This is a genomic window from Haloarcula sp. CGMCC 1.6347 (assembly GCF_037078395.1).
Lineage (GTDB): Archaea > Halobacteriota > Halobacteria > Halobacteriales > Haloarculaceae > Haloarcula > Haloarcula amylolytica.
Map to the genome: position 1 here is coordinate 228,556 of NZ_JAYMGX010000002.1, position 25,520 is coordinate 254,075.

The following is a 25,520-nucleotide window of genomic DNA, read 5'->3' on the forward strand; positions in this document are numbered from 1 at the left end:
TTGTCGAAACGAGCAGCTACGTGTCGTCAAGCGCCTGCCAGGAGAGCCGCGGGTTTCGGGCCGCAGTCGCCTGGTCGATGCGTTTCGCCGCCGGACGCGACGGCGCGTCGGCCAGTTCGGCGTCGGAGTCGCCGGCCACGGCGTTGAACGCGGCCGCGAGCTGGTCCAGCGAGCGTTTGGTTTCGCTCTCCGTGGGCTCGGTCATCAGCGCCTCGTCGACGATTTCGGGCCACTTCGTCGTCGGCGGGTGGACGCCGTAATCGAGCATCCGCTTGGCCGCGTCGGCGGCGTCCTGCTCGCCGGCGCTGGCGACGAACTCGTGGTGGAACGGGCCGAAGGGCACCTCGTACTCGATCTGCTCGGCGAGGTAGTTCGCGTTCAGCACGGCCTTCGCGCTGGCGTCCCGGAGTCCCTCGTCGCCCAGTCTGGCGATGTAGGCGAAGGTCTTGAGCAGTACCGGCCAGTTACCGTAGAAGCCGTGGACCTTCCCGATCGTGTTGTCCGGCTCGTAGTGTTCGTAGTTGCCGCCGCGCTCTCTGACGTGTGGGTCCGGGAGGAACTGGGCCAGTTCCTCGCGGACGCCGACCGGGCCGGCCCCGGGGCCGCCGCCGCCGTGGGGCGTCGCGAACGTCTTGTGGACGTTGTAGTGCATCACGTCGAAGCCCATGTCGCCGGGGCGAGCCCGCCCGAGCAGGGCGTTGAGGTTCGCGCCGTCGTAGTACAGCAGGCCACCGGCGTCGTGGACGATGTCGGCGATGTGTTCGATGTCGCGCTCGAACAGCCCCAGCGTGTTGGGGTTCGTGAGCATGAGCGCGGCGGTGTCGTCGCCGACGGCAGCCTCCAGTGCCTCGATGTCGACGCGGCCGTCGTCGCCGCTCGGCAGTTCCACGACCTCGTAGCCGGCCATCGCCGCCGTCGCGAAGTTCGTGCCATGTGCCGAGTCCGGGATGACGACCTCCGAGCGCTCGTCGCCGTTGTTCTCGTGGTAGGCCTTCGCGATCTGGATGCCGGTGAACTCACCGGCCGCGCCGGCCGGCGGCTGCAGTGTCACAGCGTCCATCCCACCGATACGGCCGAGGTAGTCCTGTAGCCGGTGACACAGCGCCAGCGTCCCCTGCACTGTGGAATCAGGCCGGTCCGGGTGGATGGCGGCATCCCCCCGTGCGGCCACGTCCTCGGTGAAGGAGGGGTTGTACTTCATCGTACACGAGCCAAGCGGGAACGGCCCGCTCTCGACGCCGTAGTTCATCTGGGAGAGGCGCGTGTAGTGCCGGGCCAGTTCGGGTTCGGCGGGGTCCGGCATCGAAAGCGAGTCCCGTGTCAGATCGTCGGGTAGCGGCGAGTCCTCAACCTCGACCGTCTCGTTGGCTTTCTCCGAGAGCAGCGGCTCGTACCGGTCGTCACTGTCGTCGGTCCAGCGCGCCTGGTCGTATTTCACGCGAGACACCCCCGTGTCGAGCGTGAAACTCGTGGGACGTGGTTTGTCCCACGGTGTTTCGCTGAGTAGCGCGAAGCGAAGAGACACCCCCGTGTCGAGCGTGAAACTCGTGGGACGTGGTTTGTCCCACGGTGTTTCGCTGAGTAGCGCGAAGCGAAGAGACACCCCCGTGTCGAGCGTGACGCTCGTGGGACGCGGTTTGTCCCACGGTGTTTCGCTGAGTAGCGCGAGGCGAAGAGACACCCCCGTGTCGAGCGTGACGCTCGTGGGACGCGGTTTGTCCCACGGTGTTTCGCCGAGTAGCGCGAGGCGAGTGTCATTTCGCCACCTCCCGGAGCGCCGCGACGAACTCGTCTTCGGCTTCGGCGGTCGTCTCAGTCGCACACACCTGCACCAGATGGTCGCCGACCGCGTGGACCGCAAAGCCCTCGGCTGCGAGGTCGGCGACGATGGCGCTGGCCGGCTGGTCCGTACGGGCGAGGAATTCCCTGAAGTGGTGGCGGTCGTGGACTGGTGCCTGCACCCCGACGATGTCGTCGAGGCGGTCGGCGAGGTCGCGGGCGCGGGTCACACAGTCCTCGGCGAGGTCGATCAGCCCGTCCGGGCCGAGCCACGCGGCGTGCATTGCGGTCCGAAGCGCGACCCACGCCTGATTCGTACAGATGTTGGAGGTGGCCCGCTCCTTGCGGATGTGTTGCTCCCGCGTCTGGAGCGTCAGCGTGTACGCGCGGCGGTCGGCGGCGTCTTCGCTGGCCCCGACCAGCCGGCCGGGGACCTGCCGAAGGTACTCCTCGCGGGTGACGAACATTCCGAGGCCGAATCCGTAGGCGGTGCCGGTCCCCAGCGACGCGGCGTCGCCGACGACTACGTCGGCTCCGACGTCGGCCGGGCGCTCCAGCAGGGACAGCGCTATCGGGTCCGAGCCGAGACAGAACAGCGCCTCGTGGTCGTGGGCCAGGTCGCCGACAGCCCCGAGCCGTTCTTCGATGACGCCCCGGACCGTCGGCGACTCGGCGTACACCATCGCGGTGTCGTCGCCGATCTGGTCGGACAGCGCCGCCACGTCGACAACGCCGTCGGTCATCGGATAGGATTCGACGGTAAGGTCCGGGCCATCGGCGTAGTTCGACAGAACGGTGCGTTTACCCTCCCGGAGGTGCTCGGGAACCAGAATCCGGTCGCCCGAGACCGAGCGCACTCGCTGGGAGAGCGTCGCCGCCTCGCCCAGCGCCGTCGCGTCGTCGTACATCGAGCAGTTGGCGACGCCCAGTCCCGTGAGTTCGACCAGCATCGACTGGAACTCGAACAACGCTTGGAGAAAGCCCTGTGCGACCTCTGGCTGGTACTGCGTGTAGGAGGTCAGGAACTCCGAGCGGCTGGCGAGGTCGTCGACGACGCTCGGGACGTAGTGGTCGTAGTGGCCACGGCCGAGAAACTCGGTGAGGTCGGCGTTGCGGCCCAGGAGGCCGGCGACTTCCCGGCGCGCCGCCCGCTCGCTCCGGGCGTCGATACCGAACTCGCCGTCGAAGGCGACGGACTCAGGAACGTCGAACAGCGATTCGAGGTCGTCGGCCCCGACTGCATCGAGCATCGCCGCGGTCTCTGCGGCCGTCTGCGGTGCGTACGGACTGCCTGTCGCGTGTGAGTCACTATTGCTCATTGGAGAACCACCCAGTAGCGCCGGGGTGACATGATATCGGCAGCTAGCGACCGTGTCCACATTAGGTTACTCCTTTCACCCCCGCAAGAGATCACTCCCACCGGGAAGTTACTCGATCTGGTCGCGGTACGCGGCGGGTGAGAGCAGCTCGTCGCTCTCGTCGGCGATCTCGACCTCAAGCATCCACCCGTCACCGAACGGGTCCTCGTTCAGCAGTTCCGGCTCGTCGCGGAGCCGGTCGTTGACTGCTGTGACGGTACCGGAGACGGGGGCGTACACGTCGGACACGGCCTTGATAGACTCCACCACGCCGAAGTCCTCGCCCGCGGTCAGCTCCGCCCCTTCCTCGGGCAGTTCGACGAACACCACGTCGCCGAGTTCGTCCTGTGCGAACGCCGTGATGCCGACCTCGGCGGTGTCGCCGGAGACGCGTACCCATTCGTGTGACTCCAGATATCGCAGGTCGTCGGGAACGTCGAAGCTCATCTATCGAGGAATGGTGTGCTCCTGGTACGTGCTTTCTTCGGTTCGCCGCGGACGACAACGCGGACGGACTCGTCCGGTTGGGCGTACGCCGCCGGGACGTAGGCGAGGGCGATCGGCGCTCCGAGCGTCGGACTCATCGTGCCGCTTGTGATGTGGCCGATGGGCTCTCCGTCCGGCGTCGTCACGTCGTACCCGTGGCGCGGGACGCCGCGGTCGACGAGTTCGATGCCAACGAGCTTTTCTTCGGGACCGTCCGCGGCGATGCCCTCCAGTGCGTCCCGGCCGACGAATTCCGTATCGAGCTTGACGGTCCAGCCGATACCGGCCTCGTAAGGCGTTCTGGGCTCGTCGACCGGGTGAAACTCCTGACCGGAGAGCAGAAAGCCCATCTCAAGGCGGAGGGTGTCGCGCGCGCCGAGCCCGCAGGGCTGGCACTCAAGCGCGCCCCAGACCGCCTCGGCTTCGTCGGGCGGACAGAGGATTTCGAAGCCGCGTTCGCCCGTGTATCCCGTCCGAGCGATCAACGAGTCGACACCGGCGACAGCCCCGTCAGCCACCTCGAACCGCGACAGGTCAGCGAGCGAGACAGTTGTCTCGGCTGCCAGCAGGTCCGGCGCGTCGGGCCCCTGAACGGCGATCATGGCGTACTCTTCGGTCCGGTTCGCCACCGTCGCGTCGAGCCCCCGTTCGTCCCGCTCAGAGAGCCACCGTTCGGTCATCTCCCCGTCGTGCCCGGCGTTCGGGATGAACAGGAATTCATCGGCTGCGCCTTCCGGCAGTCGGTAGACGACGGTGTCGTCCAGCATGATTCCGTCCTCGTCTGTGATAGCCCCGTACTGGGCCTCGCCCGGGTCCAGCACGGTCACGTCGTTGGTGGTCAGCCGCTGTGTCAGCGTCGCCGCGTCCGGACCGGCCACGGTTATCTGTCCCATGTGCGAAACGTCGAACTTCCCGGCTTCGCTCCGGACGGCCTCGTGTTCTGTGCGGATCGACTCGAACTCGACCGGCATCTCCCACCCGCCGAAATCGGTGAACGAAGCGTCGGCTCGCTGGTGAACCGCAGAGAGCGGTGGTGCCCGCAGTGTCATACGCGGACCTCTCGTACCGCGTGGTCTTACCGTTTGGCCCTTGACCGCCTGTGGCCTCATGATAAATCATATGTGGCGATATCAAATCGCCGATTGCGCTAGATGGAGCGACAGAACCGGGACGGAAAATACGCTGTCGTTCGTTACTCGCTCCGCGCCAGCGGGAACGCGAGTCGAACTCGCGTTCCGCCGCCATCGGCGTCTTCGTCGAGCGTCACAGACCCGCCGAGACGTCGGACAAGCCATGTAACCGCCCACAGCCCGAGACCGCGACTGTGTGCCACTGGCCCTTCCGTCTCCGAAGCCAGGACCTTGCGCTCCATGTCGGGGATACCGGACCCGTCGGTATCGACGCTGACTGTCACCTGGCCCGACGAGGTCTCTTCAGCCGTAAGTTTGACCCTCGGGCTAGGTAGATCACTGTATTCCAGCGCGTTTTCGACAAGAATCTCCAGCATCAGGTCGATAGCCATCCTATCACCAGCCACCTCCGCGTCGGTAGGTGTCACCTCGATTGCGGCCTCGGGATGCTGGTCTACAAGATCGTCACGGACATCGGTGAGGACTTGCCGTAGGTGGACTGTCCCGCTTCGGAGGTCGCGCTCGATGACCCGGTCGAACGTCCGTGCTCGTTCGGCCAGTGAATCGAGCTCTTTCGACGCGTTCTCGATTCTGTCGATGTGTCCTCTGGCAGCGTCGACTGAGAACTCGGACGAGCCGAGTTCTTCTTTGAGGAGCCTCGAATTACCCCGTATCACGGTCAACTTGTTTCGGATGTTGTGCCGGAGAATCCGACTCATGACCATTATCCGCTGTTCTCGCTCCTTGTCCTGAGTGATGTCGCGAACGATGCCTCGCAGTTTCGGTTCCCCGCCCCGGACGGTTTTTTCTGCCCGGAGTCGGAACCAGCGCTCGGTTTCGTCCGCGGTCTGGCGGCGCGCTTCCAGCTCCATCGGGCCGCCGGTTTCGCGACAGGTCTCGATAGCGTCACGAAGGGCCGCTCTATCGTTGGGATGGTACTGCTCGAGTGCCTCCTCGAGCGTCGGATTGTACTCCGGGAGCCCGTACAGGCGTTTCATCCCCGCGGTTCCCTCTATTAGACCTGTCTCCAGATCCAGTTCCCATCCGCCGACGTCGGCGAGCATCTCCGTCCCGATAAGCCACTCCAGTTGCTCCTCCCGCTGTTTCAATCTCGTTGCGTCGTCCATGCCAACGGCGACACGCTCGACGGTCCCGTCATCACCCAGTATCGGCGCGGCATTGCTCGAAAGCCACCGTTCGGTCCCGTCGGCGAGTTCTATCCAGTGCTCGAATCCGAACACTGGCTCGCCGGATTCGAGTACTCTCGTAACCGGATGCTCCGCTTCAGGGACCGGAGTGCCGTCTTCGTAGAAGAGATTCCACTCCGCTTCGTCGTACCGCCTCCCAGTGATTGTACCGCGTTCGAGGCCGAGCAAGTCCTCAGCGCGGTCATTGGCGAACAAAATCTTGCCTGACGGTTCGACGACGACGAGACCGACCGGGCTTATCTCGAACACTCGCTCGATGAGGACCTGCTTCTCCTCGCGTCGCTTTCGCTGCGTGATATCCTCGGCCAGCCATAGCACGTGTTCTGTACTGTCACTGCCAACCGGCGTGACGCGAGCCTCGAAGTACCGATCCCCGTCGTCGAGCGATAGGTGGTACTCGATGTGTTGCTGTTCGCCTGCCTGCAGAGCGTCCTCGATGACTGTGTAGAACTGGTCAGCCTGTGCTGTGGAGAAGACGTCCCAGAGATCTGAGCCTAACAACGTTTCCGGCTGTCTGAAGAATAGTGCCCCGTTGTGGGCATTATGGATGACGTCGACAAAGACGCCATCAGCATCTAGTACGATCGCTGGGTCGGAAATTATCTCGCAAAGCCCGTTTAGGACGTCTCGATTGTGAAGAGATTCCTTACTCATAGTACCGAATATCGAGCAGTTGCCGCCAGTCGCCGCTGTCTGGAAAGACTATCCATGAAGTGAGGAGGGGATCCTCCTAAGTGTTGTGCAGTTGCATTTGATATAGCGGTTACTGATTTACGATATGAAACGGCACGCATAAGCGGGCCGGGAAGGGAAAGGGGCGCATGGAGCTGTTTCGTCGGATATTCGGGGAGAAAGACTCGCAACAGCGTGTTGGACTGTTCGTCGACGGTCCGAACGTGCTCAGGTCTGAGTTCGATGTCGACCTCGACGAGGTCCGGGACATTGCAGTCGAATACGGCCCGATGGCGTTGACTCGTCTCTACGTCGACCAGAACGCCTCGCCGGGGCTGATTCAGGCCGCCGAGGCCCGCGGCTTCGAGGTCCGAACCACCAGCGGTGACGTCGATGTCCGACTCGCCGTTGACGCGACAGACGCCGTCGCCTCGGGACAGATCGACGTGTTGGTCGTCGCCTCGCGGGACACGGATTTCAAGCCGGCGCTGGAAGTGGCCGCCCGAGAAGGGGTCAGAACCGTCGCCATCGCGCCGGGTGAGTACGGCCGCTCGGACGCGTTACGCAACGCGGCCGAAGACGCAGTGACGCTCTGAGGGCCGAACTCCGTGACGCCAACTGTTTTTTCCGCCAGTGCATTGGCCACGTATGGACATCGACGACACGCCGGTACTGGATAACCACCTCCATCTCGATCCGGTCAACGGCCGGAACGTCGCGGCAGCCGAGGAGTTCGCCTCACAGGGCGGCACACACTTGTTAGTGCTCAACAAGCCGTCCTGGCACCTCGTCGAGAAGGCGACAGAGGCGGAGACGTTCCGCGAGGTGTTCGACCTCACCGTCGAGGCCGCTACAGCGGCGTCCGAAGTGCTCGATGGCTGCGCCTGGCCCGTCCTCGGCGTCCACCCGGCGCTGATTTCGAAACTCGTTGATGACGGCTACACGCCGCCGGAAGCACGGGACATCATGCAGACCGGCCTCGACGTGGCGGCGGAGTACGTCGATAACGGTGACGCGCTCGCGATGAAGTCCGGGCGACCGCACTACGACGTTGACGACGCCGTCTGGGAGGCCTCCAATGCGGTGATGTGCCACGGGTTCGAACGCGCCGCCGACGTGGGCTGTGCGATACAACTCCATACGGAAGGCGGCGAAGACTTCGAAACAGTGGCTGGCTGGGCCGAAGACCGTGGCCTCGACCGTATGCAGGTCGTCAAACACTACTCCGGCGGGCGGCTCCGTGGCCCAGTCAAATCAGTGCTTGCGGATAAGGACGAACTGGAGATTGCGGTCGAGACGGACGAGCCGTTCCTGATGGAGACCGACTACATCGACGACCCGGACCGTCCCGGCGCAGTGCTCGGCCCGAAAACGGTGCCACGGCGCGTCCGCTGGCTACTGGAGAACGGCCACGAAGACGCAGTCAGAACGGCACACGTCGAGACGCCGGCAGACGCGTACGGCATCGACACCGAGGCGACGCTAGAGCGGTAGGCGGCGACGGCAAAAGCGAGCCGCGACGGCTATCCGAACTTGCCGGTGATATAGTCCTCGACGCGCTGACTGTCGGGATTCTCGAAGATTTTGTCCGTGTCGTCGAACTCGACCAGCTCGCCACCGGTGAGGAAGACGGCGGTCTTGTCCGAGATCCGGGCCGCCTGCTGCATATTGTGGGTAACGATGACGACGGTGAACTCCTCGGCCAGTTCCTCGATGAGGTCCTCGATTTTCGAGGTGGCAATCGGGTCAAGCGCCGACGCCGGCTCGTCCATCAGGATTACGTCCGGGTCGACGGCAATAGCGCGGGCGATGCAGAGCCGCTGTTGCTGGCCGCCCGAGAGGTCGAGCGCGCTCTTGTCCAGTTGGTCTTTGACTTCGTCCCACAGCGCGGCGCGCTTGAGCGCCGTCTCGACTTTGTCGTCTATGTCCTCCGTCTGGTCCTGAATCCGGAGGCCGTAAGCGACGTTGTCGTAGATGCTCTTCGGGAAGGGGTTGGGGTGCTGGAACACCATTCCGATGCGTCGCCGCAGCGCCACCGGGTCCACGTCGGCATCGTAGACGTTTTTCCCCTCGAAGTAGAGGTCTCCCTCGACCCGCGCCGCGTCGATGAGATCGTTCATGCGGTTGATACACCGCAGGAACGTGGACTTGCCACAGCCGGAGGGTCCGATCATGGCCGTCACCTGTTTTTCCGGGATAGCCAGGTCGATACCCTGTAGCGCCTGCGTCTCGCCGTAGAACACGTTCAGGTCGCGGGACTCGATGACTGGCTTCCCCGTCTCGCCCGCATTCGCGTCCGTTCCCTCCACGTCGATCGACTGGTCGACGAGAGGGTCGCCGGACGGGTCCGGCGACGACGCGGCCGTTTCAGTGCTCGGTGTGGGCTCGGTACTCTCGTTGCTCGTCATCTCGTTCTCTGTCATGAATTATCCTGTTCGCTGATACCGGTTCCGGATGACAATCGCTGTCGCGTTCATCACCAGCAACACTGCAAGCAGTGTAATCACGCCGGCCGCCAGCACGCCGTGGCGGAACGACGGGTCCAGCTCCGACGACCACGAGAAGATCTGGCGGGGCATCATACTCGCTACGTCGAAGAAGCTGTTTGGCGCGAGTCGGACCGACGCCGCCGCCCCGATCATCAGCAGCGGGGCCGTCTCGCCGATAGCCCGACCCAGCGCCAGTATCGTCCCGGTCAGAATGCCCGGAAGTGCTTCGGGGAGGACGACCTGCCGAATCGTCTGCCAGCGGGTCGCCCCCATCCCGTAGGAGGCCTGTCGGAACGAGTCGGGAACGGAGCGAATCGCCTCCTGGGCGGAGATGATCACGATCGGGAGTATCAGCAGGCCGACGGCGAGGCCGGCGACGATAACGGAGCCCTGAGGCCACTGGAGAACTCGGATGAAAAGCGCCAGCCCGAGCAGGCCGTACACGACCGACGGCACGCCGGCGAGGTTCCCGATATTGATCTCGATGAGCGTGACGAACTTGCCCATCAGTCCTTGTGAGGGAGCGTACTCTTCGAGGTAGATCGCCGCCCCGACGCCGACCGGGAACGTGGTGAGCACGATCACGATAATCATCATCACCGAGCCCACCATCGCGGGGTAGATACCGGCATCGGCGGCGGTCCGCGAGGTCGCGCTCGTCAGGAACCCCCAGTCGAGCCAGGGGTCCGGGCCGGCGAACCCGAGCGCGCCGGTGACGACGCTGCCGACGACCACGCCAAGCACGGCGGCGACCGGGAAGGCGAGGCCGCGGACGCCCTCGCCACGACGGAGCACGCCTTCGACGTAGACACCCAGCGGGAGTACGGCGAACGTGACTACGAGCAGCCACACGTCAGTCCCGATCCCGAGTAGCGGCCCGGCGACGACGCCCACCACCGCAACTGCCGTCGTCAGCCCGACGACGGCCAGGCCGTCTCGCCGCGACTCACGTCGCTGTTCGACGAACCAGCCTGCGGCACCGGCGACCGGGAGCACGAGCGTCAGGAGTAACATGACCCAGTCCGTGGGCACGAACGGGAGCATCATGATGGCTTCTCGGAGGCTTATTACGCGATAGTACAGCCCGAAGTCGAGGCCGAGCGCCGCGGCGGCGTCGGTGACGAACCAGTTGAACCTGGTGGGTGGCAGCCCGAATACCGTGATAATCGGAGCGAGGAGCACCACGGCGAGGCGTTCGAGCGCGGCCTTCGGCCGCAGTCGGCCGTGTGCGGCGATCAGGCCGCCGGCCACGACCAGCGAGATGAGGAGCGCGAACCACTCGAGCACGGAGAGCAGTTCGATGAACAGGACCGCAAACCCGCCTGTCAGCAGGAGTCCGACGACCGGGAGCCCGCTGGTGACGTAGGCGACCTCGCCGGCCGGTTCGTCGAGTCGATAGTAGTAAACAGCCAGTGCGGCCAGCGGCACCAGCACGGTGGCGGCGTAGGTCGCCAGCCACCCCGCGTCGGCCGAGAAGGGCCGAAACGCGTCGTTGGCGACGAACAGCAGGAGGAGCAGGACGGAGACGAGTCCGAAGGCGGTCGCCGCGAGACAGGTCGCCTCGAAGGCACGCCCCCGCAAATGGTTGACGTCGCTGTTCTCCCCGTGCCAGCCCGTTTCAGGTTCTCGTGTTGCCATCAGTTCAGTCCCCCAGTGTTCATTCGTACTCCTCCCGGTAGCGCGCCGCGATTCGGTTGCTCAGCAGGTTCAACAGGAACGTGATGACGAACAGCGTCAGGCCGATAGCGAAGAGACTGGTAAAGCCCAGCTGACTGACGCTGTCGGCGCTGTTGATCTGGACCATCGCCGCCGTCATCGGCTGGTACCCCTGAAAGAAGTTCGCGAGCGGGTCCGAGAGGTTCAGCATCCGGGGCCGACTGCCGGCCGCGACGACGACGATCATCGTCTCGCCGATGGCCCGCGACAGGGCGAGGATGAACGAGGAGAAGATACCCGAGGCCGCCGCGGGGACGACGACGCCGGTGGTCACCTCAAACTTCGTCGCGCCCATGCCGTAACCGGCCTGTCGCAACGAGTCTGGGACAGCGCTCATCGCGTCCTCGCTCAGACTGGAGACCATGGGGATGATCATGATCCCGACCATGATGGAGGCGCTGAGGATGTTGAACGTGTTGACCGGGAGTCCGATGGTCTGGAGGAACGGCGTCACGTACACGAGCGCGAAGATACCGTAGACGACGGTCGGGATACCAGCCAGAATTTCAAGGCCCGGTTTCAGCACTGAGCGCATCTGGTCGCTGGCGTACTCACTGAGATAGACCGCGGCCGCGACACCCGTCGGGAGTGCGATGACGGCGGAGATCACTGTGACCAACAGCGTGCCGCTTAACAGCGGGAGCAACCCGTAGACGTTCCGACTGATGAGGAACTCCGTTCCGGTGAAGAAGTCGACCGGGTTCACCAGCGTAAAGAACGTAATCGCGTCGCGTGCGAGCAACACGACGATGCTGACGGTGACGAGAATCGACGTGGCAGCACACAGGAGCAAGACGTATCGGTACATACGCTCGCGTGCTGCACGCCCGCTCGGTCTGGACGTAATATTCGGCCCGGGCGTCTCGGTACTCATTGTGTTGTCTCTCATAATGTACTCATGTGAGTAAGCCGACTCTCGACCGTGTTAGCCGGCGATCTCGTCCAGCTTTTCGAGGTTCTCGTCGCGCTGCTCGGCGCTCGACGGCACGTACCCGATTTCCTGGACGACATCGGTTTCGGCCTGTTCGAGGTAGAACTCGACGAACTCGGAGACTTCCTCCGTCTGGAGGGCCGACTCGGCCACATAGAGGAACAGCGGCCGGGCAAGCGGGTAGGAACCGTCCTTGGCGTTTGCCAGGCTCGGCGGTGTACATTCGTCACCCTCCTCAGCCCTGACTTCGACGGCTTTCACCGCCTCGGAGTTCGAGTTGTAGTAGGCGAAGCCGAAGTACCCAATGCCGCCTTCGTTGTCGCGGATTCCCTGGACGATAGTCTCGTCCTCCTCGGTCGGCTGGTACTCGGTCGTGTGTTCAGTGTCTTCGCCGACGACGTTCTCGTTGAAGTAGTCGAACGTCCCGGAGGTCGACGCCGGGCCGTAGCGTTCGATCTCCATATCGGGCCACTCGTCGCGCACGTCCGACCAGTTCGTGACGCCCGCTTCGTCGCTCCAGATCTGGCGCAGTTCGTCGAAGGTTATGCAGTCGACCCAGTCGGCGTCGTTGTTGACCGCGACGGTCAGTGCGTCGCCCGCGATTTCGAACTCGACAGGCTCGACGTCGTTGCCAGAACACTGCTCTATCTCGGCGTCGCTGATGGGGCGGGAAGCCCCGTTGATATCAGAGTCGCCGGGACAGAACCAGTTCTCGAAGCCGCCCCCGCTTCCTGTGGAGTCGACGGTCACGTTGACGTTTTCATGTTCTTCCATGAACTCCTCGGCCATCGCGTCGGAGATGGGAAACACAGTACTGCTGCCCTTGATAATGACCTGTCCCGAGAGGCCGTCAGAACTGCTCCCATCAGAACTGTTGTTACCGGAGCCATCGCCGTTGCCACTGCTCGTGTTCTGCGTACAACCGGCCAGTGCCAGCGTCCCAATCGCACCAGAACTTGTTAAAAATCGGCGGCGTGAGAAACCACCGCTCGGTGAATCTGTCATCACCTGATGGAAGTTACAGAGCGGATAAGTACCCTACTATTAGCCCTATATCCGGGTATAAATACTATATACCTCTATATATTTTCCGAGGCCGTTACTATTTCACGGGGCTAAAACGGGATATCGGGTGTTTGAACCCGATAGCGGCCAAGCCAGTGAACAAGTCACTGGGTCAGAAATTGCCACAGTACCCCATAATTCACCGCCCTCACCGTGTGTCGTTATTTCATAACAGCATAAGTCAGAAACCCAACCCGTAATATATAGTCACAGCATATTTTATAAATCTACAGCGCGTATTCGTAGTACTATGGAGACGCGCAAAGTACAGCTGACGGGCGGGTCCACGTACACTGTCTCACTACCGAAGGAGTGGGCGACTGAGAATGGTGTCGAGAGCGGCAGTATCGTCGAGTTTTACGCCGAAGACGACCTGCTACTGGTCTCGCCACAGCACGGCGACGATCACGTCGAGGGAACGCTGGACGTGACTGGCCTCGAAAACAGGCACGAACTCACGCGGGCAGTGATGACGATGTACGTCAGCGGCTTCGACATCATCCGACTGGAGGCCGCTCGGATAACGGCCGAGCAGCGACGGATCATCCGCGATGCGACACAGGGACTGGTCGGCCTGGAGATGATCGAAGAGACGGCTGACCGAGTCGTTCTGCAGGACCTGCTCGATTCGTCGGAGCTGTCCGTCCTCAACGCTATTACGCGTATGCGGCTGGTCTCGTTGACGATGCTCTCCGACGCTGTCGAGGCGCTCATCGAGGACGACAACGACCTCGCAGAAGACGTTATACAACGCGACGACGACGTGGACCGCCTCTGGTACATGGTCTCGCGCGTGTTCCGAACCGTCCTTCGCAATCCGACGGCTGCCAACGAAATCGGCTTCCCGCGTGAGACAGTGTTCGACTACCAGTCCAGCGCCCGTCAGCTAGAGCGCATTGCCGACCACGCGACCAAGATCGCCAGCCTCTCTCAGGAGATCGGTGAAATCACCGGCGAAACTGCCGACCTTCTCGACCAGTTGGAAACCGAGGCCATCGCCGTCCCCGAAACCGCGATGGATGCGCTGTTGGCTGACGACAACGACGAGGCCGTCGAGTTGGCAAACGAGGCCCGTGCTCGTATTCCCGAAGTCGACGAAACCGCCCGCGAGGTCGACGGGAAAGTCAGGGAGCTAGACCCACAGAGCGCACAGCTACTTGGCCGCGTGGTCGACTCGCTGTCCCGAACCGCCGACTACGGCGGCAACATCGCCGAAAGCGCGCTCCAGAAGGCCGCTCCCCGGCCATAGTTGACGCTGTCGCTCCGAGTCCGTGAACAGCCGAAAAAGCTGATTGCGTGCCGGATTACTCGACCAGCACGGCGTTGACCTGACCGTGCTGCCCGGGGCGGGAGGTCACGCGGGCCTGTCCCTCGGAGGTGTCGAGGATTGCGCCTTTCGTGATGATGTTTCGCCGGGCGTAGTTCGGGTTCGACGGATTCTCGACGACGTTCTCGATGGTCGCTTCGATGGTTTCCGCGCCGTCGGCGATACTCGCAACGTCGGTCTTGACCGCACGGACCTTCTGGGTGTTACCGCGGGAGTCGACGGTCTTCAGTCGCTGCTCGCCGACCTGCGTCTCGACGGTGTCCTTGCCGAGCTCGTGTTTCTTCTTCTTGTGGTTCGGTCGTCGGCGGCCGCCTGTCCGCTTGCGAGGGGAGCGTCCCTGGTCTTTCATACGGGAAGGAAGACCCAGCGGCTACTTGAACCGTTCGATGCCGACTCGCCATCGTAATCGTTACCCCCGCGCCGACCGGTTGCTCTGACGATGAGTCTGAAGACGGCCGTCGCCGCGCCGTTCCGCCAGCGTGGAACCGACCGGATGGCGGAAAGCGAGTTCGTCGTCGCGCTCTCGCTGGACCGGAACTGGTTCTCGCCCGACCAGGCCAAGACGCTGGTGGACGTGGCCGCGAGCGAGGGGCTGGTCGAACGGGACGAGGACGACCTCGTCGTCGCTTTCGACGCGACACACACCGCGATTCCGGACGGGTTCACGCCGGGTGAGGAAATCCTGCAGTCGCGGTCGACGTTCGAGCGGGTGCTCGACGCGGTCGTCGAGGCCGGCATCGAGAAACAGACCGCTGTCGCCGGCATCAACGCGCTCCAGTCCGACATCGGTGTCACGCTCGAGGCCGCGGCCGTGGTGTACGCGCGGAGTGAGGGTGTCGACGTCGAAGCCATCGCTGCGGACGTTCGGGAGGAGCTCTAATGGTCAAAGACAGGATCGCTGACGGCCGACGGATCGGACAGTTACTCGCCTCGGAGCTGACCGGCCTCCAACGCGGGCCGCTCTCAGGCGTTTCTGTCGTCGATGCCGACAGGGACGTGGACCCGACGCCGGACGGGGCCTTCGCCTACCGCGTGACGGCCGACGACGCCGAAGTGGCAGTCGTCGAGGTAACGTCGGCGACGGCTCGGTTGGTCCTGGAGCGAGAGCCCGCAACCGTGCCGGAGCGCGATGATCTCACCGTCGACGGGACGACAGTTGTCGTTCACAGCGGCGCAGCGGTGAAAGCCGCGGTCGACGTGCTGGAGCAGTCCCTCTCGGAGTAAGACGGGTTTTTCGACCGAAGGAGACGATTGGACTGCGGCCGAAATATCTGCAATCAGTGGCGGCTCGGCTCGGCAATAGCCGCAGATGTCCATGCGACGAAGCCAGTGAGGACGAGCACGGAGCCGAGTACCGCTGTCGCGGCAGCGATAGCAAGCACCAGCGTCGGGAGGCCGAGCGGCGTTCCGACGGCGATGACAATCGGTGTCGCCGTGATACAGAGCGAGCCCAGCGCGACGGCCCGGCGCTGTGTCGTCGTTAGTTCGATGCCGAGATGGAACAGCGACCCGGGCTCCGGATCGGGAGCGGCGAGGCCGAGACACAACAGCGGAACGCCGATAAACACCAGCGTTGCCGCGACAGCGTACGACCAGAACAGCCACTGACCGGACGCGGGCGCGAGCGACAAAAGCGCGCCGACGGCCACGAGCAGGACACCGCCGACGAGTCCGAACTGCCGCAGCCGCGGGTCGTCCAGGGCTTCGCTCAGGTCTGGGAGGGTCTCGGCCACATGGCCGACATCCATGAAACGGTCCATGAGCGCGCTTCTACCTGCGGTGTGAAATAGACAGGGGAGAAAATATCAAATCTGATTCCGACGGAACGGCCCACGACGCGAGAAGGAAACGCTTGTATCGCTGCCAGCCGCCGCGGTATCTATGCACTTCTTCGACCGTCTCGCGGACCGCATCGCGACCGCCGACAGCGTGGTGTCGGTCGGCCTCGACCCGGACCCCGACCGCCTGCCCGACAGCGTGCTGGACGCCGACCTCCCGCGCTGGCAGTTCAACCGGCGAATTATCGACGCGACCCACGACCACGCCGCCTGCTACAAGCCCAACGCCGCCTTCTACGAGGACGCCGACGGCTGGCGCGCCCTCGAAGAGACCATCGCCTACGCACACGGGAAGGACGTGCCCGTGCTGCTGGACGCCAAGCGGGGCGATATCGGCAACACGGCGCGGCAGTACGCCCGGATTCTCGACGACGAGGAGGGGCCTGCGGCCGACGCCATCACGGTCAACCCGTTCCTCGGTCGCGACTCGCTTGAGCCGTTTCTCCAGCGCGCGGACAAGGGCGTGTTCGTGCTGGGGCGTACGTCCAACCCCGGCGGCGAGGACCTCCAGGACCTCGAACTGGCCTCCGGCGAGAAGCTCTATGAGCGCGTGGTCCACCTCGCGGACCTCTGGAACGGGAACGGGAACGTCGGCCTCGTCGTCGGTGCGACCAACCCCGACGAACTCGAAGACATCCGCGAACTGGTCCCGGACATCCCGTTTCTCGTCCCCGGCGTCGGCGCACAGGGTGGCGACGCCGAGGCCGCCGTCGAGCACGGTCTCGCCGACGGCGTCGGCCTCGTCAACTCCTCGCGGGGCATCATCTTCGCCGGCGAGGACGCCGACACGCGGCGGGACGACTCCGGCGACGCGTTCTTCAAGGCCGCCGGACAGTCCGCAAAACAGCTCAAACAGCGACTGAATCAGTTCCGCTAATCAAAACCGGTACGTGTCCACGCCGTCAGGCATATCCTCCGGCGATGTCCGGTCGCTCGGCTGGCCGACCTCCGCACCGCACTCGACGCACATCCCGATGTCCTCGTCCCAGTGGCGGTCACAGACGAGTCGCCCGCATCTATCGCAGGTGTGGTCCACGTCGGGGCGCTCACAGATTTCACACAGTCCGGCTACGCTCATGCGGGTAGCTAGCATAGCTGGCTGTTTGAATCTTTGGCGCAGTGGCCACGAAGTATTTCCCCGTGGGCATTCCTCTCTATACTATGTTGCCACTCCTCCAGCTCGGATCGCTTCCCTCACCGCCGGCGATACTCGTCGGCTTGCTGGCTATCGCCGTGGTGCTACTGGTCGGTCGGCTCGTGATGAAGGTGGCGTGGCGGCTCATCATCATCGCTATCATCGCCGTCGCAGTCCTCTGGATACTCGGAATGCTCGGCTTCCAGGTGATCTAGAGTCCGGCGAGGAAGTTCCGGATCACGTCGTGGCCGACCGCGGTCAGGACTGACTCCGGATGGAACTGAACAGCTTCGATGGGGTGCTCGCGGTGGCGGACGCCCATCACCAGTTCCGTGCCGTCCTCGGTCTCCGTCGTCGCGCTGACGACGAACTCCTCGGGAACGTCCTCTGCAATGAGCGAGTGATAGCGCCCGCCCTGGAACCCCTGTTCCAGTCCCTCGAAGACGCCCTGCTCGTCGTGGTCGATGGGGAACGCTTTCCCGTGAATCGGCTCCGGCGCGCGGCCGATGGTACCGCCGTAGGCGTACACCGCCGATTCGAGGCCGAGACAGACGCCCAGCGTCGGCACGTCGGGGCTGACCGCCCGGAGGACCTCCAGCGTGACGCCGACGTCCCGCTCGTTCTTCGGGTGGCCCGGACCCGGCGAGAGGATGATTGCGTCGGGGTCGAACGCCTCGACGTCTTCGAGCGATGCCGTGTTCCGGACGACTTCAGTCTCGGCGTGTTCGGAGACGTACTCGACGAGGTTGTACGTAAATGAGTCGAAGTTGTCCACGAACAGCACGCGGAGGTCGTCCCTGACGGCGGCTTGGCCTGCGGGTTGAGATGCGCTCATCGGGACACCTCCTCGGGGCTGTCGGCTCCGCTCGCAGCCTCGGCGTCGTCAGCACTCCCAGTCGTGTCGACCGGCTGGCCTTCGATTTCGTCCAGCGCTGTCAATACGCCGTCCATCTTCTGCTCGGTTTCGACGTACTCGCTTTCCGGGTCCGAATCCGCGACGATGCCGGCCCCGGCCTGGACCGTGATGCGGTCCCGGTCGCCCTCGTCTTCGACCGTCGCCGACCTGATGACGATGGCGAAGTCGGTGTCGCCGTCCCAGTCGAAGTAGCCGACGCCGCCGCCGTAGGGGCCACGCGGCGAGCGCTCCAGTTCGTCGATAATCTCCATCGCGCGAATCTTCGGCGCGCCCGAGAGCGTTCCCGCTGGGAACGTCGCGCGGGCGGCGTCGAAGGCGTCCTTGTCTTCGGCCAGTCGCCCCGTCACCGTCGACTCGATATGCTGGACGTGGCTGTACTTGAGCACGTTCATGAACTCCGGGACGCGGACGCTGCCGGCCTCGGAGACGCGGCGCACGTCGTTGCGCGCGAGGTCGACGAGCATCGTGTGCTCGGCCCGCTCCTTGCCGTCGGCGAGCATCTCGCCGGCGAGGCGGCGGTCCTCGACGGGGGAGTTCCCGCGCGGGCACGTCCCCGCGATGGGGTTCGAGACGACGTGGTCGCCGGCGACGGAAACGAGCGTCTCCGGGCTCGCGCCGACGATAGTCAGGTCGTCGTAGCCGAGCAGATACATGTACGGCGACGGGTTCACCGCCCGGAGCGCCTCGTAGAACCCGAGCGGGTCGACCTCGCCGTACAGCTCGCGGGTCCGCGAGATGACGCCCTGGTAGATGTCGCCCGAGAGGACGTACTCCTTGGCGCGCTCGACGGCGTCCTCGTACTCGTCTCTGGGGCCGGCGACTTCGTCCGCACGGCGGAAGCCGCCAGTCGAAAGCGGCGACAAGTTCGAGAGGACGCCCTCGACGCGCTCGGCCTCGGCGACCAGTTCGTCGTAGCGGTCACCGGCGTCCTCGCCCTGCCTGACAACGGGTGTGAACACGAGCGAGACAGTGTCCTCGACGTGGTCGAAGCGGACCGTCGACGTCGTGAGGACGAACTGGGCGTCCGGGAACCGCGAGTCGGGCCGGTCCAGCCCGACTTCGTTGAGCCAGAGGTCGTAGACTGCGTCGTACGAGAGGAAGCCGACGAGGCCGCCTTCGAGGTGCTGCCGGTCCATATCCGGGAAGTTCCGCAACGCCACGTCGGGCATCGCCGTCCGGAGGTCGTCGACCACGTCGCCGCCGTCGGTCGTCACGAGGTCGGCGTAGCGGTCGTCGAACGCCTCGACCTCGCTCTCGTCGCCGGTCACAGTGACGACGGCGCGCGGGTCGTAGCCGACGAAAGAGAAGCGGGCGTGGCGGTCGTCGGTCTCCGGCGCGAACGCGCCGTCGGGGTCGCTGGAGGCGACCTTCTCGGCGCTTTCGAGCAGGAACGTGTAGTCGTTTGCGGCCACGTCGCTCGTGCGGCCGGTCAGCGCCGCGTACGCGGTCAACGGTTCCACGTCCACGTCCAGTTCCGCGGCCGCCCTGACGACGACCGGGCGGTCGGCCTTGGCGTGTTCGACGAACTCCTCGCGGGAGATGTCGAGGGTCATACCGTACCCTCCGACGCTCGCGTGGCGTTCCGGACGAACCGCTCGACTGCGTCGTGGTCTTTCGTGCCGCCCGAGGACTCGACGCCGCTCGCCACGTCGACGGCGAACGGGTCGACCGCTTCGACAGCCTCGGCCACGTTCTCGGGAGTCAATCCGCCGGCCAGCACGACGGGGACGTCAAGCGAGTCGACGAGGTCGCGCGTGCGCTCCCAGTCGTGTGTCTCGCCCGTGCCACCACCGCCGTCGGCGTCGACCGAATCGACGAGCAGCGCGTCGGCGTGGGCAGCGTAGTCCTCGATGGCTGGCGCGTCTGCCTCGACCACAGCCACGATGTTCTGGGTGATTCGGCTATCGAGAGCCCCGAGTTCGGCCGGTGAGAGCCCGTCGTGGACCTGCACCGCGTCGGGTTCGATCCTGTCGATGCGCCTGACGGCCTCCTGGACCGTCGTCGGCATCGTCACCAGCACGCTCGTCACGAACGGCGGGACGCCCCCGGCGAGCGTCTCGGCCGTCTCCTCGTCGACTTCCCGCGGTGTGTCGACCGGGACGCCGTGGATGACGCCGACCGCGTCAGCGCCGGCCGCAACGACGGCATCGCGGTCCGCACTGTCCGTCACGCCACAGATCTTCACGCGCGTCATGCACCGATCAGGTCGTCGAGTTTGTCGGCCGCCGCGCCCGACTCGATGGCCTGCCGGGCGTGCTCGACCCCCTCCTCGTGCGTGTCGGCGACGCCGGCGACGTAGATGGCCGCGCCGGCGTTCGCGAGGATGATGTCCCGCTTTGCACCGGTCACGTCGCCAGTGACGATGCCACGGAGGTCGGCGGCGTTCTCCTCGGGCGATCCCCCGGAGATAGCCTCGATGTCGCGTGTTTCCAGACCCATATCCTCCGGAGTGATGGTGTACTCCTCGATCCGGTCGCCGGTGACCTCCGCGACAGCCGTCTCGCCGTGGATAGCGATCTCGTCGAGGCCGTCGCCGTGGACGACCAGCGCCCGCTCGACGTCCAGTCGGGCCAGCGCCTCCGCCATCACGGGCACGAGGTCCGGGTCGTAGACGCCCAGCACCTGCGCGTCCGCGTCGGCGGGGTTCGTCAGCGGGCCGAGGATGTTGAAGACGGTCCGCATTCCGAGTTCCTGACGCGGGCCGATGACGGCTTTCATCGCCGGGTGGAACACGGGCGCGAGCATGAAGCCGATGCCGTCTCGTTCGATAGTCTCCTCGACGGCCGGCGGTTCGGCCTCGATGTCGACGCCGACCTCTTCGAGCACGTCGGCGCTCCCCGAAGATGAAGAAACAGAGTAGTTACCGTGTTTGGCGATGGGGACGCCAGCACCGGCCGCGACGATGGCGCTCGTCGTCGAGACGTTAATCGTGTTGTAGTCGTCGCCACCGGTCCCACAGGTGTCGACAAGCCCCTCCCGGTCCGGTCGAATGGTCCGTGCGGCGTCACGCATCCCCTCGGCGAAGCCGGCGATCTCGGCCTCCGTCTCCCCCTTCGCCCGCAGTGCCGTCAGGAGCGCACCGATCTGTGCCTCTGTCGCATCCTCGAAGACAGTCGTCGCAACGGCTCGGGCCTCGTCCTGTGTCAGGTCGTCACCGTCAGTGACGCGTTCGATGTACTCTTTCATTGTATTCACCAATGGACTTTTTCGTGTTGTAATGTACAAATCCGTACATTGACTTAAGCCTATCGGGACCCCGACTCGCTGCCGTATCTGTGTGGGCAATCAACAGACAACGTGGCGATACGGAATCCGAAACCTTCAATTACACCCACCGGAAACAATGTGGTGTACCTCGCAGTGAGGGTTCGTGGTCTAGGTCGGTTATGACACCTCCTTGACATGGAGGAGGCCGGCGGTTCAAATCCGCCCGAACCCACTACTTCTGTCGCAAGCAAACCGCGAGCGACGAATCTACGCGTGAGTGCGGATTTGAACCCTGAAAGACGAACGAAGTGAGTCTTTCTCTGGTTCACAATCCGCCCGAACCCATTTCTGACGACGTAACCGACGAGCGTAGCGAGTCGCGTTCGTCGTCTGTCTCTACTATCGTCGAGTAAGTGATTCCGACGGATGTGTGTTTCAACAGAGTCGGGATGAGACCACCGGACTGACAGAGTCGTCCCATAGTTTCTTGCCCCAACCGGTTTAGAGTCATCTATATGAGAGATCAGGTCCAGTCGGCGGATGCGTTCGAACAATTCGTGCTACTGGCGGTTGCAGAACTCGAAACGGTTGGCGAAACGCCGGCCCACTCCTATCATGTGACCCAGACGGCGAAGGCGCATCTCGCAGATATCGACCGACAGCCGTTCGGCGGCGTCGAGCGCCAGAAGGTCATCTCGGCGCTGGGCCAACTCGCCGACAAGGGGCTGTTACGAACCGAACAGACGGAGTCACCGACGGGGAAAGGACGGCCTGGGTACGAACTGGCCGGAGACCCGGACGAAGTGCTCGAAGTGCTGTCGGCGACAGACGAGTTCACGTCGTATATCGAAACGGTCCGGTCCTCGTAACCGATCCCTCGTTAGACGACGCTCACGCCGCCGCGCTCCTGATCGAGGGCGGGTGGCTGGCCCGCTTCGAGGCGTTCGAGCCGGTCCATAATCGTGTGGACGACATCGCCTTTCGTACAGGGTGCGACGTGGACGAGTTCGTTGCCGTCGTACTCAGCCAGCCCCATGACTGGTAGCGCCATGGTGTCGTACGCCGATTCCGCCACTTCTGAGTCAACGGTCGTGTCCTGATAGAAGGAGTCCAGCGAGACGTTGTTGGTCAGCGCCCACTGCTTGAACTCGGCGACGCGGTTCAGGATGTACGTGCCTTCCTCCGTCCGTGCGGCGGCCGACTGGGGTGCGATCTGCTTGCCCCAAACGATGACGTTGAACCCGTCGATGTGGTCGTTCTCGTCGAGCGTCTGGAGACGGTCGATGACCGCCTCCTGTCGTTCGTGTGCGCCGTCGGGCAGCATCGACCGAACGTACAGCTCGATGTGAGGTGTCGGGATAGTATCACTCATAGCTATCAGACAGCACTCCCGGCTGACACATATAGGTACTGTGAGAGATGTCTGCATAGGACAGATTGTGTCTTCAGACCCTGATACGCACGAAATCACCATTTCCTGTGAGGGGGTCTACTTCCAGTTGTAACGCTAACGCAGGAGTAGTTAACAACTGAAACCAGTATTCGATTACTGACTATTCGGCGTTTGACCCGGACGAAAGACCGTGGAGGTTCTCGTGGATGCCGAGAATGAGTGCGGGAACCACGATCATGAAGATGTGCTCTTCGATGGGAATCCCGAGCAGGTCGACACCGGTCCGGAGTTTGATCGCGAAGACACCGACGGTGAGGGTGTACCAGTCCCAGACGTAGGCAATCGGATAGAGCACGACGATGGTCTTGGCCGCCATCCGGAGGGCGTTCGCACGCCAGAGCAGCACGAGGGCAATACTCCCCCAGACCACCTCTGTGGCCAGATAGGTGTAGGGACCGAAGACGCCGATGTCGGGCAGCATACACTGACCTTAGACCCAAGGGCCTAAAGCTTAGTTCGTCTCTCGGTTTCCGGGGACTAAACCAACCTTGATAACCCCACACGTCGAATCTACGAACTGTGAAGAACGATGGATATTGCTGATATCGCCACCAGAGAGTTTGTCGAGGTTGACGCCAACAAGCGCCTGGGGAAAGTCCGGTCTATCTTCGAACGCGAGAACCCTAAGGGCATTATCGTCACGGAAGACGGTGACTACGCTGGCGTTATCACGCAGAAACAGCTGGTCCAGTCCCACGTCGAGGACAACGCGAAAGCGGGGGCGATGACGCGCTCGGCACCGAAAGTCGAGCGCACCGACGACGTGCGCGAGGTCGCGCGCGTCTTGGTCGAGGGTGGAGTCAAGCTCGCGCCGGTGTTCGAGGCGGACGAGCTCTGGGGTATCGTCACCGAAGACGATATCCTCGACGCGGTTCTCGACAACCTCGACGCGCTGAGCGTCGAGGACATCTACACGCGAGATGTCATCACGGTGTCCGAAGACACCAACGTCGGGCAAGTCGTGAATCTCCTCCGGAAACACGGCATCTCCCGGCTGCCGGTGCTCGGTGACGACGACGGCCTGACCGGAATGGTCACGCGCCACGACATCGTCGACGTCGTCGTCCGGGACATGAACAAGACGACGCGGGGCGACCGCTCCGGCGAGATCGAGCGCGTGCTCGACATGCCCGTCTACGACGTGATGAGCAGTCCGGTAGAGACGGCGAAGCTCGGCGACTCCGTCGAGGACGCCGTCGCGCGGATGCTCGAAAACGACTTCGCCGGGCTCGTCGTCACGCCGGAAGACGATGACACCCACGTCGCCGGCATCCTCACGAAAACCGACGTGCTCCGCGCGCTGACCTACACCGAGGAGGAACACATGGACGTTCAGATTACGAACATCAAACTGCTGGACACCATCTCCCGTGCGGACATCCGGTCCGACATCGAGGCGGTCGCGGACAAGTACGGGGCGATGCAGGTCCAGCACGCCCACGTCCGGTTCCACGAGCACAAGGAGAAACTCCGTGGCACGCCGCTCATCCAGTGTCAGATCCGCCTGCGGACCAACAAGGGCCAGGCGGCCGGCTCCGGCGAAGGCTACGGCGCTGAAACCGCGTTCAACGTCGCGCTCGACAAGCTAGAGCGCAACGTCCTCGAACTGAAAGGCGTCCAGGCCGACGAGGAGTACCGCGGCCAACTCCTCCGTAAGCTCGGCGAACTATAACCGGATACTCGCTTTTTCTATCGCTCGGCGACCTGCACGAGCTGCTTGCCAATGTTCTCGCCCTCGAACAGCCCGAGGAACGCGTCGGGCGCGTTCTCGATGCCTTCGGTGACGGTTTCTCGGTAGGAGATGTCGCCCGAGGCGACCCACTGACCGAGCTGCTTCGTCGCTTCCTCGAACCGCGGCTCGAAGTCGGAGACGAGAAGCCCTTCGACGGTCGCCCGGGACTGGATGACCTGAGTCAGCTTGCGCGGCCCCATCGGGACTTCCTCGCTGTTGTACAGCGAGATCTGTCCGCAGACGGCGACGCGCGCGTCGGTGTTGAGTCGCGTGAACACCGCGTCGGTAATCGGTCCGCCGACGTTGTCGAAGTAGGCGTCGACGCCGTCCGGCGCGGCCTCGTCCAGCGCGGCCCGATAATCGTCGGTCGTCTTGTAGTTGATCCCCTCGTCGAAGCCCAGCTCGTCTTCGAGGAACGAGACCTTCTCGTCGGAGCCGGCGAAGCCGACGACGCGTGCGCCCTGCAGCTTGGCGAGCTGACCCGCCACGGAGCCGACGGCCCCGGCAGCCCCGGTGACGACGAACGTGTCGCCGGCCGAGGGCTGTGCCACGTCTCGGGTGCCGAAGTACGCTGTCAGGCCCGGCATCCCCAGAACGCCGAGTGCCGTCGAGATCGGTGCGAGTTCCGGATTGACCTCTGTCAGTACCGGTCCGGGTGCCGTGGCGTACTCCGCCCACTCTAGCTCGCCGGTGACGACGTCGCCCTCGTCAAACCGCGCACCGTTGGATTCGACGACCTCACCGACGACGGCACCCTTGAGCGCGTCGCCCACGTCCCACGGCTCCTCGTACGATTCGCTGTCACGCATCCGGTCGCGCATATACGGGTCCACAGAGAGGTACAACGTCTTGATGAGCACCTCGCCAGGCCCCGGTTCCGGGATCTCTTCCTCGGAAAGCTCGAACGTATCGTGGTCGGGGGTCCCTTCGGGCCGCTTTGCTAGCCTGTAAACGCGGTTAGTGTTCGACATCATCCCCTATACACTTGGGACCCGAAAGGGGGCTTCGAAAGGAGAAACAAACACCGGTTGTATAGTTTATCTAATAATTATCCACGGGTGTTGTGCGGCCGGCGGCA

The 25,520-nt window shown here is 63.9% G+C and carries 28 protein-coding genes and 1 tRNA gene; 10 read left to right on the forward strand and 19 right to left on the reverse strand.

Annotation, left to right across the window (positions count from 1 at the left end; all coding sequences use genetic code 11):
- Nucleotides 1-16: 16 nt before the first annotated feature.
- From gcvPB to VI340_RS09530, 5 genes are all read right to left on the reverse strand, one after another.
- Nucleotides 17-1,438, reverse strand: a complete 1,422-nt coding sequence (gene gcvPB / locus VI340_RS09510; RefSeq protein WP_336358260.1) for an aminomethyl-transferring glycine dehydrogenase subunit GcvPB — start codon at nucleotides 1,436-1,438, stop codon at nucleotides 17-19.
- Between the two features lie 316 nt (nucleotides 1,439-1,754).
- On the reverse strand, nucleotides 1,755-3,098 hold the full coding sequence (gene gcvPA, locus VI340_RS09515; protein WP_336329194.1) for an aminomethyl-transferring glycine dehydrogenase subunit GcvPA: 1,344 nt from the start codon (nucleotides 3,096-3,098) through the stop codon (nucleotides 1,755-1,757).
- 108 nt (nucleotides 3,099-3,206) lie between these two features.
- Complete coding sequence (gcvH, locus tag VI340_RS09520; protein ID WP_008311586.1) at nucleotides 3,207-3,584, reverse strand: glycine cleavage system protein GcvH; 378 nt, start codon at nucleotides 3,582-3,584, stop codon at nucleotides 3,207-3,209.
- Nucleotides 3,581-4,672 (reverse strand): glycine cleavage system aminomethyltransferase GcvT, encoded by a 1,092-nt coding sequence (gene gcvT / locus VI340_RS09525; RefSeq protein WP_336358261.1) that lies wholly within the window; start codon nucleotides 4,670-4,672, stop codon nucleotides 3,581-3,583. Before gcvT ends, gcvH begins: the two co-directional genes overlap by 4 nt.
- Nucleotides 4,673-4,815: 143 nt before the next feature.
- Nucleotides 4,816-6,615 carry a sensor histidine kinase gene (locus VI340_RS09530; RefSeq protein WP_336358262.1) on the reverse strand — a complete coding sequence of 600 codons (1,800 nt, stop codon included), beginning with the start codon at nucleotides 6,613-6,615 and terminating at the stop codon, nucleotides 4,816-4,818.
- Nucleotides 6,616-6,782: 167 nt separating this feature from the next.
- On the opposite strand from VI340_RS09530, the gene VI340_RS09535 reads away from it, so the two are divergent.
- Together VI340_RS09535 and VI340_RS09540 are read left to right on the forward strand one after the other, a co-directional pair.
- Nucleotides 6,783-7,229, forward strand: a complete 447-nt coding sequence (locus VI340_RS09535; RefSeq protein ID WP_336358263.1) for an NYN domain-containing protein — start codon at nucleotides 6,783-6,785, stop codon at nucleotides 7,227-7,229.
- A 52-nt stretch (nucleotides 7,230-7,281) separates the two neighbouring features.
- Nucleotides 7,282-8,127, forward strand: coding sequence for a TatD family hydrolase (locus VI340_RS09540; RefSeq protein WP_008311577.1), 846 nt, complete (start codon nucleotides 7,282-7,284; stop codon nucleotides 8,125-8,127).
- Between the two features lie 29 nt (nucleotides 8,128-8,156).
- Here VI340_RS09540 and pstB read toward each other — a convergent pair whose 3' ends face one another.
- From pstB to VI340_RS09560, 4 genes are read right to left on the reverse strand one after another with little or no spacing between them, the layout of a single operon-like run.
- A complete protein-coding gene (gene pstB, locus VI340_RS09545; RefSeq protein WP_336329191.1) occupies nucleotides 8,157-9,056 on the reverse strand; it encodes a phosphate ABC transporter ATP-binding protein PstB in 900 nt (299 codons plus the stop codon).
- 3 nt (nucleotides 9,057-9,059) lie between these two features.
- Nucleotides 9,060-10,760, reverse strand: coding sequence for a phosphate ABC transporter permease PstA (pstA, locus tag VI340_RS09550; protein WP_336358264.1), 1,701 nt, complete (start codon nucleotides 10,758-10,760; stop codon nucleotides 9,060-9,062).
- Nucleotides 10,761-10,779: 19 nt separating this feature from the next.
- The gene (pstC, locus tag VI340_RS09555; protein WP_442905121.1) at nucleotides 10,780-11,712 is read right to left on the reverse strand and encodes a phosphate ABC transporter permease subunit PstC; all 933 of its coding nucleotides are present in this window, start codon (nucleotides 11,710-11,712) and stop codon (nucleotides 10,780-10,782) included.
- A 51-nt stretch (nucleotides 11,713-11,763) separates the two neighbouring features.
- Complete coding sequence (locus tag VI340_RS09560) at nucleotides 11,764-12,774, reverse strand: PstS family phosphate ABC transporter substrate-binding protein (protein ID WP_049943001.1); 1,011 nt, start codon at nucleotides 12,772-12,774, stop codon at nucleotides 11,764-11,766.
- Between the two features lie 310 nt (nucleotides 12,775-13,084).
- On the opposite strand from VI340_RS09560, the gene VI340_RS09565 reads away from it, so the two are divergent.
- Complete coding sequence (locus tag VI340_RS09565; protein WP_008311572.1) at nucleotides 13,085-14,083, forward strand: phosphate uptake regulator PhoU; 999 nt, start codon at nucleotides 13,085-13,087, stop codon at nucleotides 14,081-14,083.
- Between the two features lie 55 nt (nucleotides 14,084-14,138).
- Here VI340_RS09565 and VI340_RS09570 read toward each other — a convergent pair whose 3' ends face one another.
- On the reverse strand, nucleotides 14,139-14,510 hold the full coding sequence (locus VI340_RS09570) for a 30S ribosomal protein S8e (RefSeq protein ID WP_008311571.1): 372 nt from the start codon (nucleotides 14,508-14,510) through the stop codon (nucleotides 14,139-14,141).
- Between the two features lie 90 nt (nucleotides 14,511-14,600).
- On the opposite strand from VI340_RS09570, the gene VI340_RS09575 reads away from it, so the two are divergent.
- Both VI340_RS09575 and VI340_RS09580 read left to right on the forward strand, forming a co-directional pair.
- Nucleotides 14,601-15,041, forward strand: a complete 441-nt coding sequence (locus VI340_RS09575; RefSeq protein WP_008311569.1) for a DUF2240 family protein — start codon at nucleotides 14,601-14,603, stop codon at nucleotides 15,039-15,041.
- Nucleotides 15,041-15,385 carry a hypothetical protein gene (locus tag VI340_RS09580; protein ID WP_008311568.1) on the forward strand — a complete coding sequence of 115 codons (345 nt, stop codon included), beginning with the start codon at nucleotides 15,041-15,043 and terminating at the stop codon, nucleotides 15,383-15,385. Before VI340_RS09575 ends, VI340_RS09580 begins: the two co-directional genes overlap by 1 nt.
- Nucleotides 15,386-15,438: 53 nt before the next feature.
- On the opposite strand, the gene VI340_RS09585 is transcribed toward VI340_RS09580, so the two are convergent.
- Nucleotides 15,439-15,921: a hypothetical protein gene (locus VI340_RS09585; protein WP_049943000.1), complete on the reverse strand. Its 483-nt coding sequence runs from the start codon at nucleotides 15,919-15,921 to the stop codon at nucleotides 15,439-15,441.
- Between the two features lie 121 nt (nucleotides 15,922-16,042).
- Between VI340_RS09585 and pyrF the strand changes: the two genes are divergently transcribed.
- A complete protein-coding gene (pyrF, locus tag VI340_RS09590) occupies nucleotides 16,043-16,876 on the forward strand; it encodes an orotidine-5'-phosphate decarboxylase (protein ID WP_336358266.1) in 834 nt (277 codons plus the stop codon).
- Here the strand turns inward: pyrF and VI340_RS09595 are convergent, their stop codons facing one another.
- Nucleotides 16,877-17,077 carry a hypothetical protein gene (locus tag VI340_RS09595; RefSeq protein ID WP_008311563.1) on the reverse strand — a complete coding sequence of 67 codons (201 nt, stop codon included), beginning with the start codon at nucleotides 17,075-17,077 and terminating at the stop codon, nucleotides 16,877-16,879. It lies immediately after the preceding gene.
- A gap of 83 nt (nucleotides 17,078-17,160) precedes the next feature.
- On the opposite strand from VI340_RS09595, the gene VI340_RS09600 reads away from it, so the two are divergent.
- Nucleotides 17,161-17,349, forward strand: coding sequence for a hypothetical protein (locus VI340_RS09600; RefSeq protein WP_008311561.1), 189 nt, complete (start codon nucleotides 17,161-17,163; stop codon nucleotides 17,347-17,349).
- Here VI340_RS09600 and trpG read toward each other — a convergent pair.
- The 4 genes from trpG to trpD are packed head-to-tail and all read right to left on the reverse strand — an operon-like array spanning nucleotide 17,346 to nucleotide 21,236.
- On the reverse strand, nucleotides 17,346-17,969 hold the full coding sequence (gene trpG / locus VI340_RS09605) for an anthranilate synthase component II (RefSeq protein WP_008311559.1): 624 nt from the start codon (nucleotides 17,967-17,969) through the stop codon (nucleotides 17,346-17,348). The two genes, VI340_RS09600 and trpG, sit on opposite strands and share 4 nt — an antisense overlap.
- Nucleotides 17,966-19,603 (reverse strand): anthranilate synthase component I, encoded by a 1,638-nt coding sequence (gene trpE / locus VI340_RS09610; protein ID WP_336358267.1) that lies wholly within the window; start codon nucleotides 19,601-19,603, stop codon nucleotides 17,966-17,968. The genes trpG and trpE overlap by 4 nt, the downstream gene beginning before the upstream one ends.
- Nucleotides 19,600-20,244 (reverse strand): phosphoribosylanthranilate isomerase, encoded by a 645-nt coding sequence (locus tag VI340_RS09615; RefSeq protein WP_336358268.1) that lies wholly within the window; start codon nucleotides 20,242-20,244, stop codon nucleotides 19,600-19,602. The genes trpE and VI340_RS09615 overlap by 4 nt, the downstream gene beginning before the upstream one ends.
- Entirely contained in the window at nucleotides 20,241-21,236 is a 996-nt protein-coding gene (gene trpD / locus VI340_RS09620) for an anthranilate phosphoribosyltransferase (protein WP_008311553.1), read from the reverse strand. Before trpD ends, VI340_RS09615 begins: the two co-directional genes overlap by 4 nt.
- A gap of 178 nt (nucleotides 21,237-21,414) precedes the next feature.
- On the opposite strand from trpD, the gene VI340_RS09625 reads away from it, so the two are divergent.
- Nucleotides 21,415-21,489: transfer RNA gene (locus VI340_RS09625), tRNA-Val, on the forward strand.
- 283 nt (nucleotides 21,490-21,772) lie between these two features.
- Nucleotides 21,773-22,126 carry a hypothetical protein gene (locus VI340_RS09630; protein WP_008311551.1) on the forward strand — a complete coding sequence of 118 codons (354 nt, stop codon included), beginning with the start codon at nucleotides 21,773-21,775 and terminating at the stop codon, nucleotides 22,124-22,126.
- Between the two features lie 11 nt (nucleotides 22,127-22,137).
- On the opposite strand, the gene VI340_RS09635 is transcribed toward VI340_RS09630, so the two are convergent.
- Nucleotides 22,138-22,629: an HTH domain-containing protein gene (locus VI340_RS09635; protein WP_008311549.1), complete on the reverse strand. Its 492-nt coding sequence runs from the start codon at nucleotides 22,627-22,629 to the stop codon at nucleotides 22,138-22,140.
- A gap of 181 nt (nucleotides 22,630-22,810) precedes the next feature.
- Nucleotides 22,811-23,131, reverse strand: a complete 321-nt coding sequence (locus VI340_RS09640) for a lycopene cyclase domain-containing protein (RefSeq protein WP_014040839.1) — start codon at nucleotides 23,129-23,131, stop codon at nucleotides 22,811-22,813.
- A 108-nt stretch (nucleotides 23,132-23,239) separates the two neighbouring features.
- On the opposite strand from VI340_RS09640, the gene VI340_RS09645 reads away from it, so the two are divergent.
- Nucleotides 23,240-24,382: a CBS domain-containing protein gene (locus tag VI340_RS09645; protein ID WP_050007162.1), complete on the forward strand. Its 1,143-nt coding sequence runs from the start codon at nucleotides 23,240-23,242 to the stop codon at nucleotides 24,380-24,382.
- A gap of 17 nt (nucleotides 24,383-24,399) precedes the next feature.
- Here the strand turns inward: VI340_RS09645 and VI340_RS09650 are convergent, their stop codons facing one another.
- A complete protein-coding gene (locus VI340_RS09650) occupies nucleotides 24,400-25,413 on the reverse strand; it encodes an NADP-dependent oxidoreductase (protein WP_049943038.1) in 1,014 nt (337 codons plus the stop codon).
- Nucleotides 25,414-25,520: the final 107 nt, after the last annotated feature.

Coding starts and splice junctions, on each gene's coding strand:
- gcvPA (WP_336329194.1), bottom strand. CDS start 3,098: ATGAGCAATAGTGACTCACACGCGACAGGCAGTCCGTACGCACCGCAG.
- gcvH (WP_008311586.1), bottom strand. CDS start 3,584: ATGAGCTTCGACGTTCCCGACGACCTGCGATATCTGGAGTCACACGAA.
- gcvT (WP_336358261.1), bottom strand. CDS start 4,672: ATGACACTGCGGGCACCACCGCTCTCTGCGGTTCACCAGCGAGCCGAC.
- VI340_RS09530 (WP_336358262.1), bottom strand. CDS start 6,615: ATGAGTAAGGAATCTCTTCACAATCGAGACGTCCTAAACGGGCTTTGC.
- VI340_RS09535 (WP_336358263.1), top strand. CDS start 6,783: ATGGAGCTGTTTCGTCGGATATTCGGGGAGAAAGACTCGCAACAGCGT.
- VI340_RS09540 (WP_008311577.1), top strand. CDS start 7,282: ATGGACATCGACGACACGCCGGTACTGGATAACCACCTCCATCTCGAT.
- pstB (WP_336329191.1), bottom strand. CDS start 9,056: ATGACAGAGAACGAGATGACGAGCAACGAGAGTACCGAGCCCACACCG.
- pstA (WP_336358264.1), bottom strand. CDS start 10,760: ATGGCAACACGAGAACCTGAAACGGGCTGGCACGGGGAGAACAGCGAC.
- pstC (WP_442905121.1), bottom strand. CDS start 11,712: ATGAGTACCGAGACGCCCGGGCCGAATATTACGTCCAGACCGAGCGGG.
- VI340_RS09560 (WP_049943001.1), bottom strand. CDS start 12,774: ATGACAGATTCACCGAGCGGTGGTTTCTCACGCCGCCGATTTTTAACA.
- VI340_RS09565 (WP_008311572.1), top strand. CDS start 13,085: ATGGAGACGCGCAAAGTACAGCTGACGGGCGGGTCCACGTACACTGTC.
- VI340_RS09570 (WP_008311571.1), bottom strand. CDS start 14,510: ATGAAAGACCAGGGACGCTCCCCTCGCAAGCGGACAGGCGGCCGCCGA.
- VI340_RS09575 (WP_008311569.1), top strand. CDS start 14,601: ATGAGTCTGAAGACGGCCGTCGCCGCGCCGTTCCGCCAGCGTGGAACC.
- VI340_RS09580 (WP_008311568.1), top strand. CDS start 15,041: ATGGTCAAAGACAGGATCGCTGACGGCCGACGGATCGGACAGTTACTC.
- VI340_RS09585 (WP_049943000.1), bottom strand. CDS start 15,921: ATGGACCGTTTCATGGATGTCGGCCATGTGGCCGAGACCCTCCCAGAC.
- pyrF (WP_336358266.1), top strand. CDS start 16,043: ATGCACTTCTTCGACCGTCTCGCGGACCGCATCGCGACCGCCGACAGC.
- VI340_RS09595 (WP_008311563.1), bottom strand. CDS start 17,077: ATGAGCGTAGCCGGACTGTGTGAAATCTGTGAGCGCCCCGACGTGGAC.
- VI340_RS09600 (WP_008311561.1), top strand. CDS start 17,161: ATGTTGCCACTCCTCCAGCTCGGATCGCTTCCCTCACCGCCGGCGATA.
- trpG (WP_008311559.1), bottom strand. CDS start 17,969: ATGAGCGCATCTCAACCCGCAGGCCAAGCCGCCGTCAGGGACGACCTC.
- trpE (WP_336358267.1), bottom strand. CDS start 19,603: ATGACCCTCGACATCTCCCGCGAGGAGTTCGTCGAACACGCCAAGGCC.
- VI340_RS09615 (WP_336358268.1), bottom strand. CDS start 20,244: ATGACGCGCGTGAAGATCTGTGGCGTGACGGACAGTGCGGACCGCGAT.
- trpD (WP_008311553.1), bottom strand. CDS start 21,236: ATGAAAGAGTACATCGAACGCGTCACTGACGGTGACGACCTGACACAG.
- VI340_RS09630 (WP_008311551.1), top strand. CDS start 21,773: ATGAGAGATCAGGTCCAGTCGGCGGATGCGTTCGAACAATTCGTGCTA.
- VI340_RS09635 (WP_008311549.1), bottom strand. CDS start 22,629: ATGAGTGATACTATCCCGACACCTCACATCGAGCTGTACGTTCGGTCG.
- VI340_RS09640 (WP_014040839.1), bottom strand. CDS start 23,131: ATGCTGCCCGACATCGGCGTCTTCGGTCCCTACACCTATCTGGCCACA.
- VI340_RS09645 (WP_050007162.1), top strand. CDS start 23,240: ATGGATATTGCTGATATCGCCACCAGAGAGTTTGTCGAGGTTGACGCC.
- VI340_RS09650 (WP_049943038.1), bottom strand. CDS start 25,413: ATGTCGAACACTAACCGCGTTTACAGGCTAGCAAAGCGGCCCGAAGGG.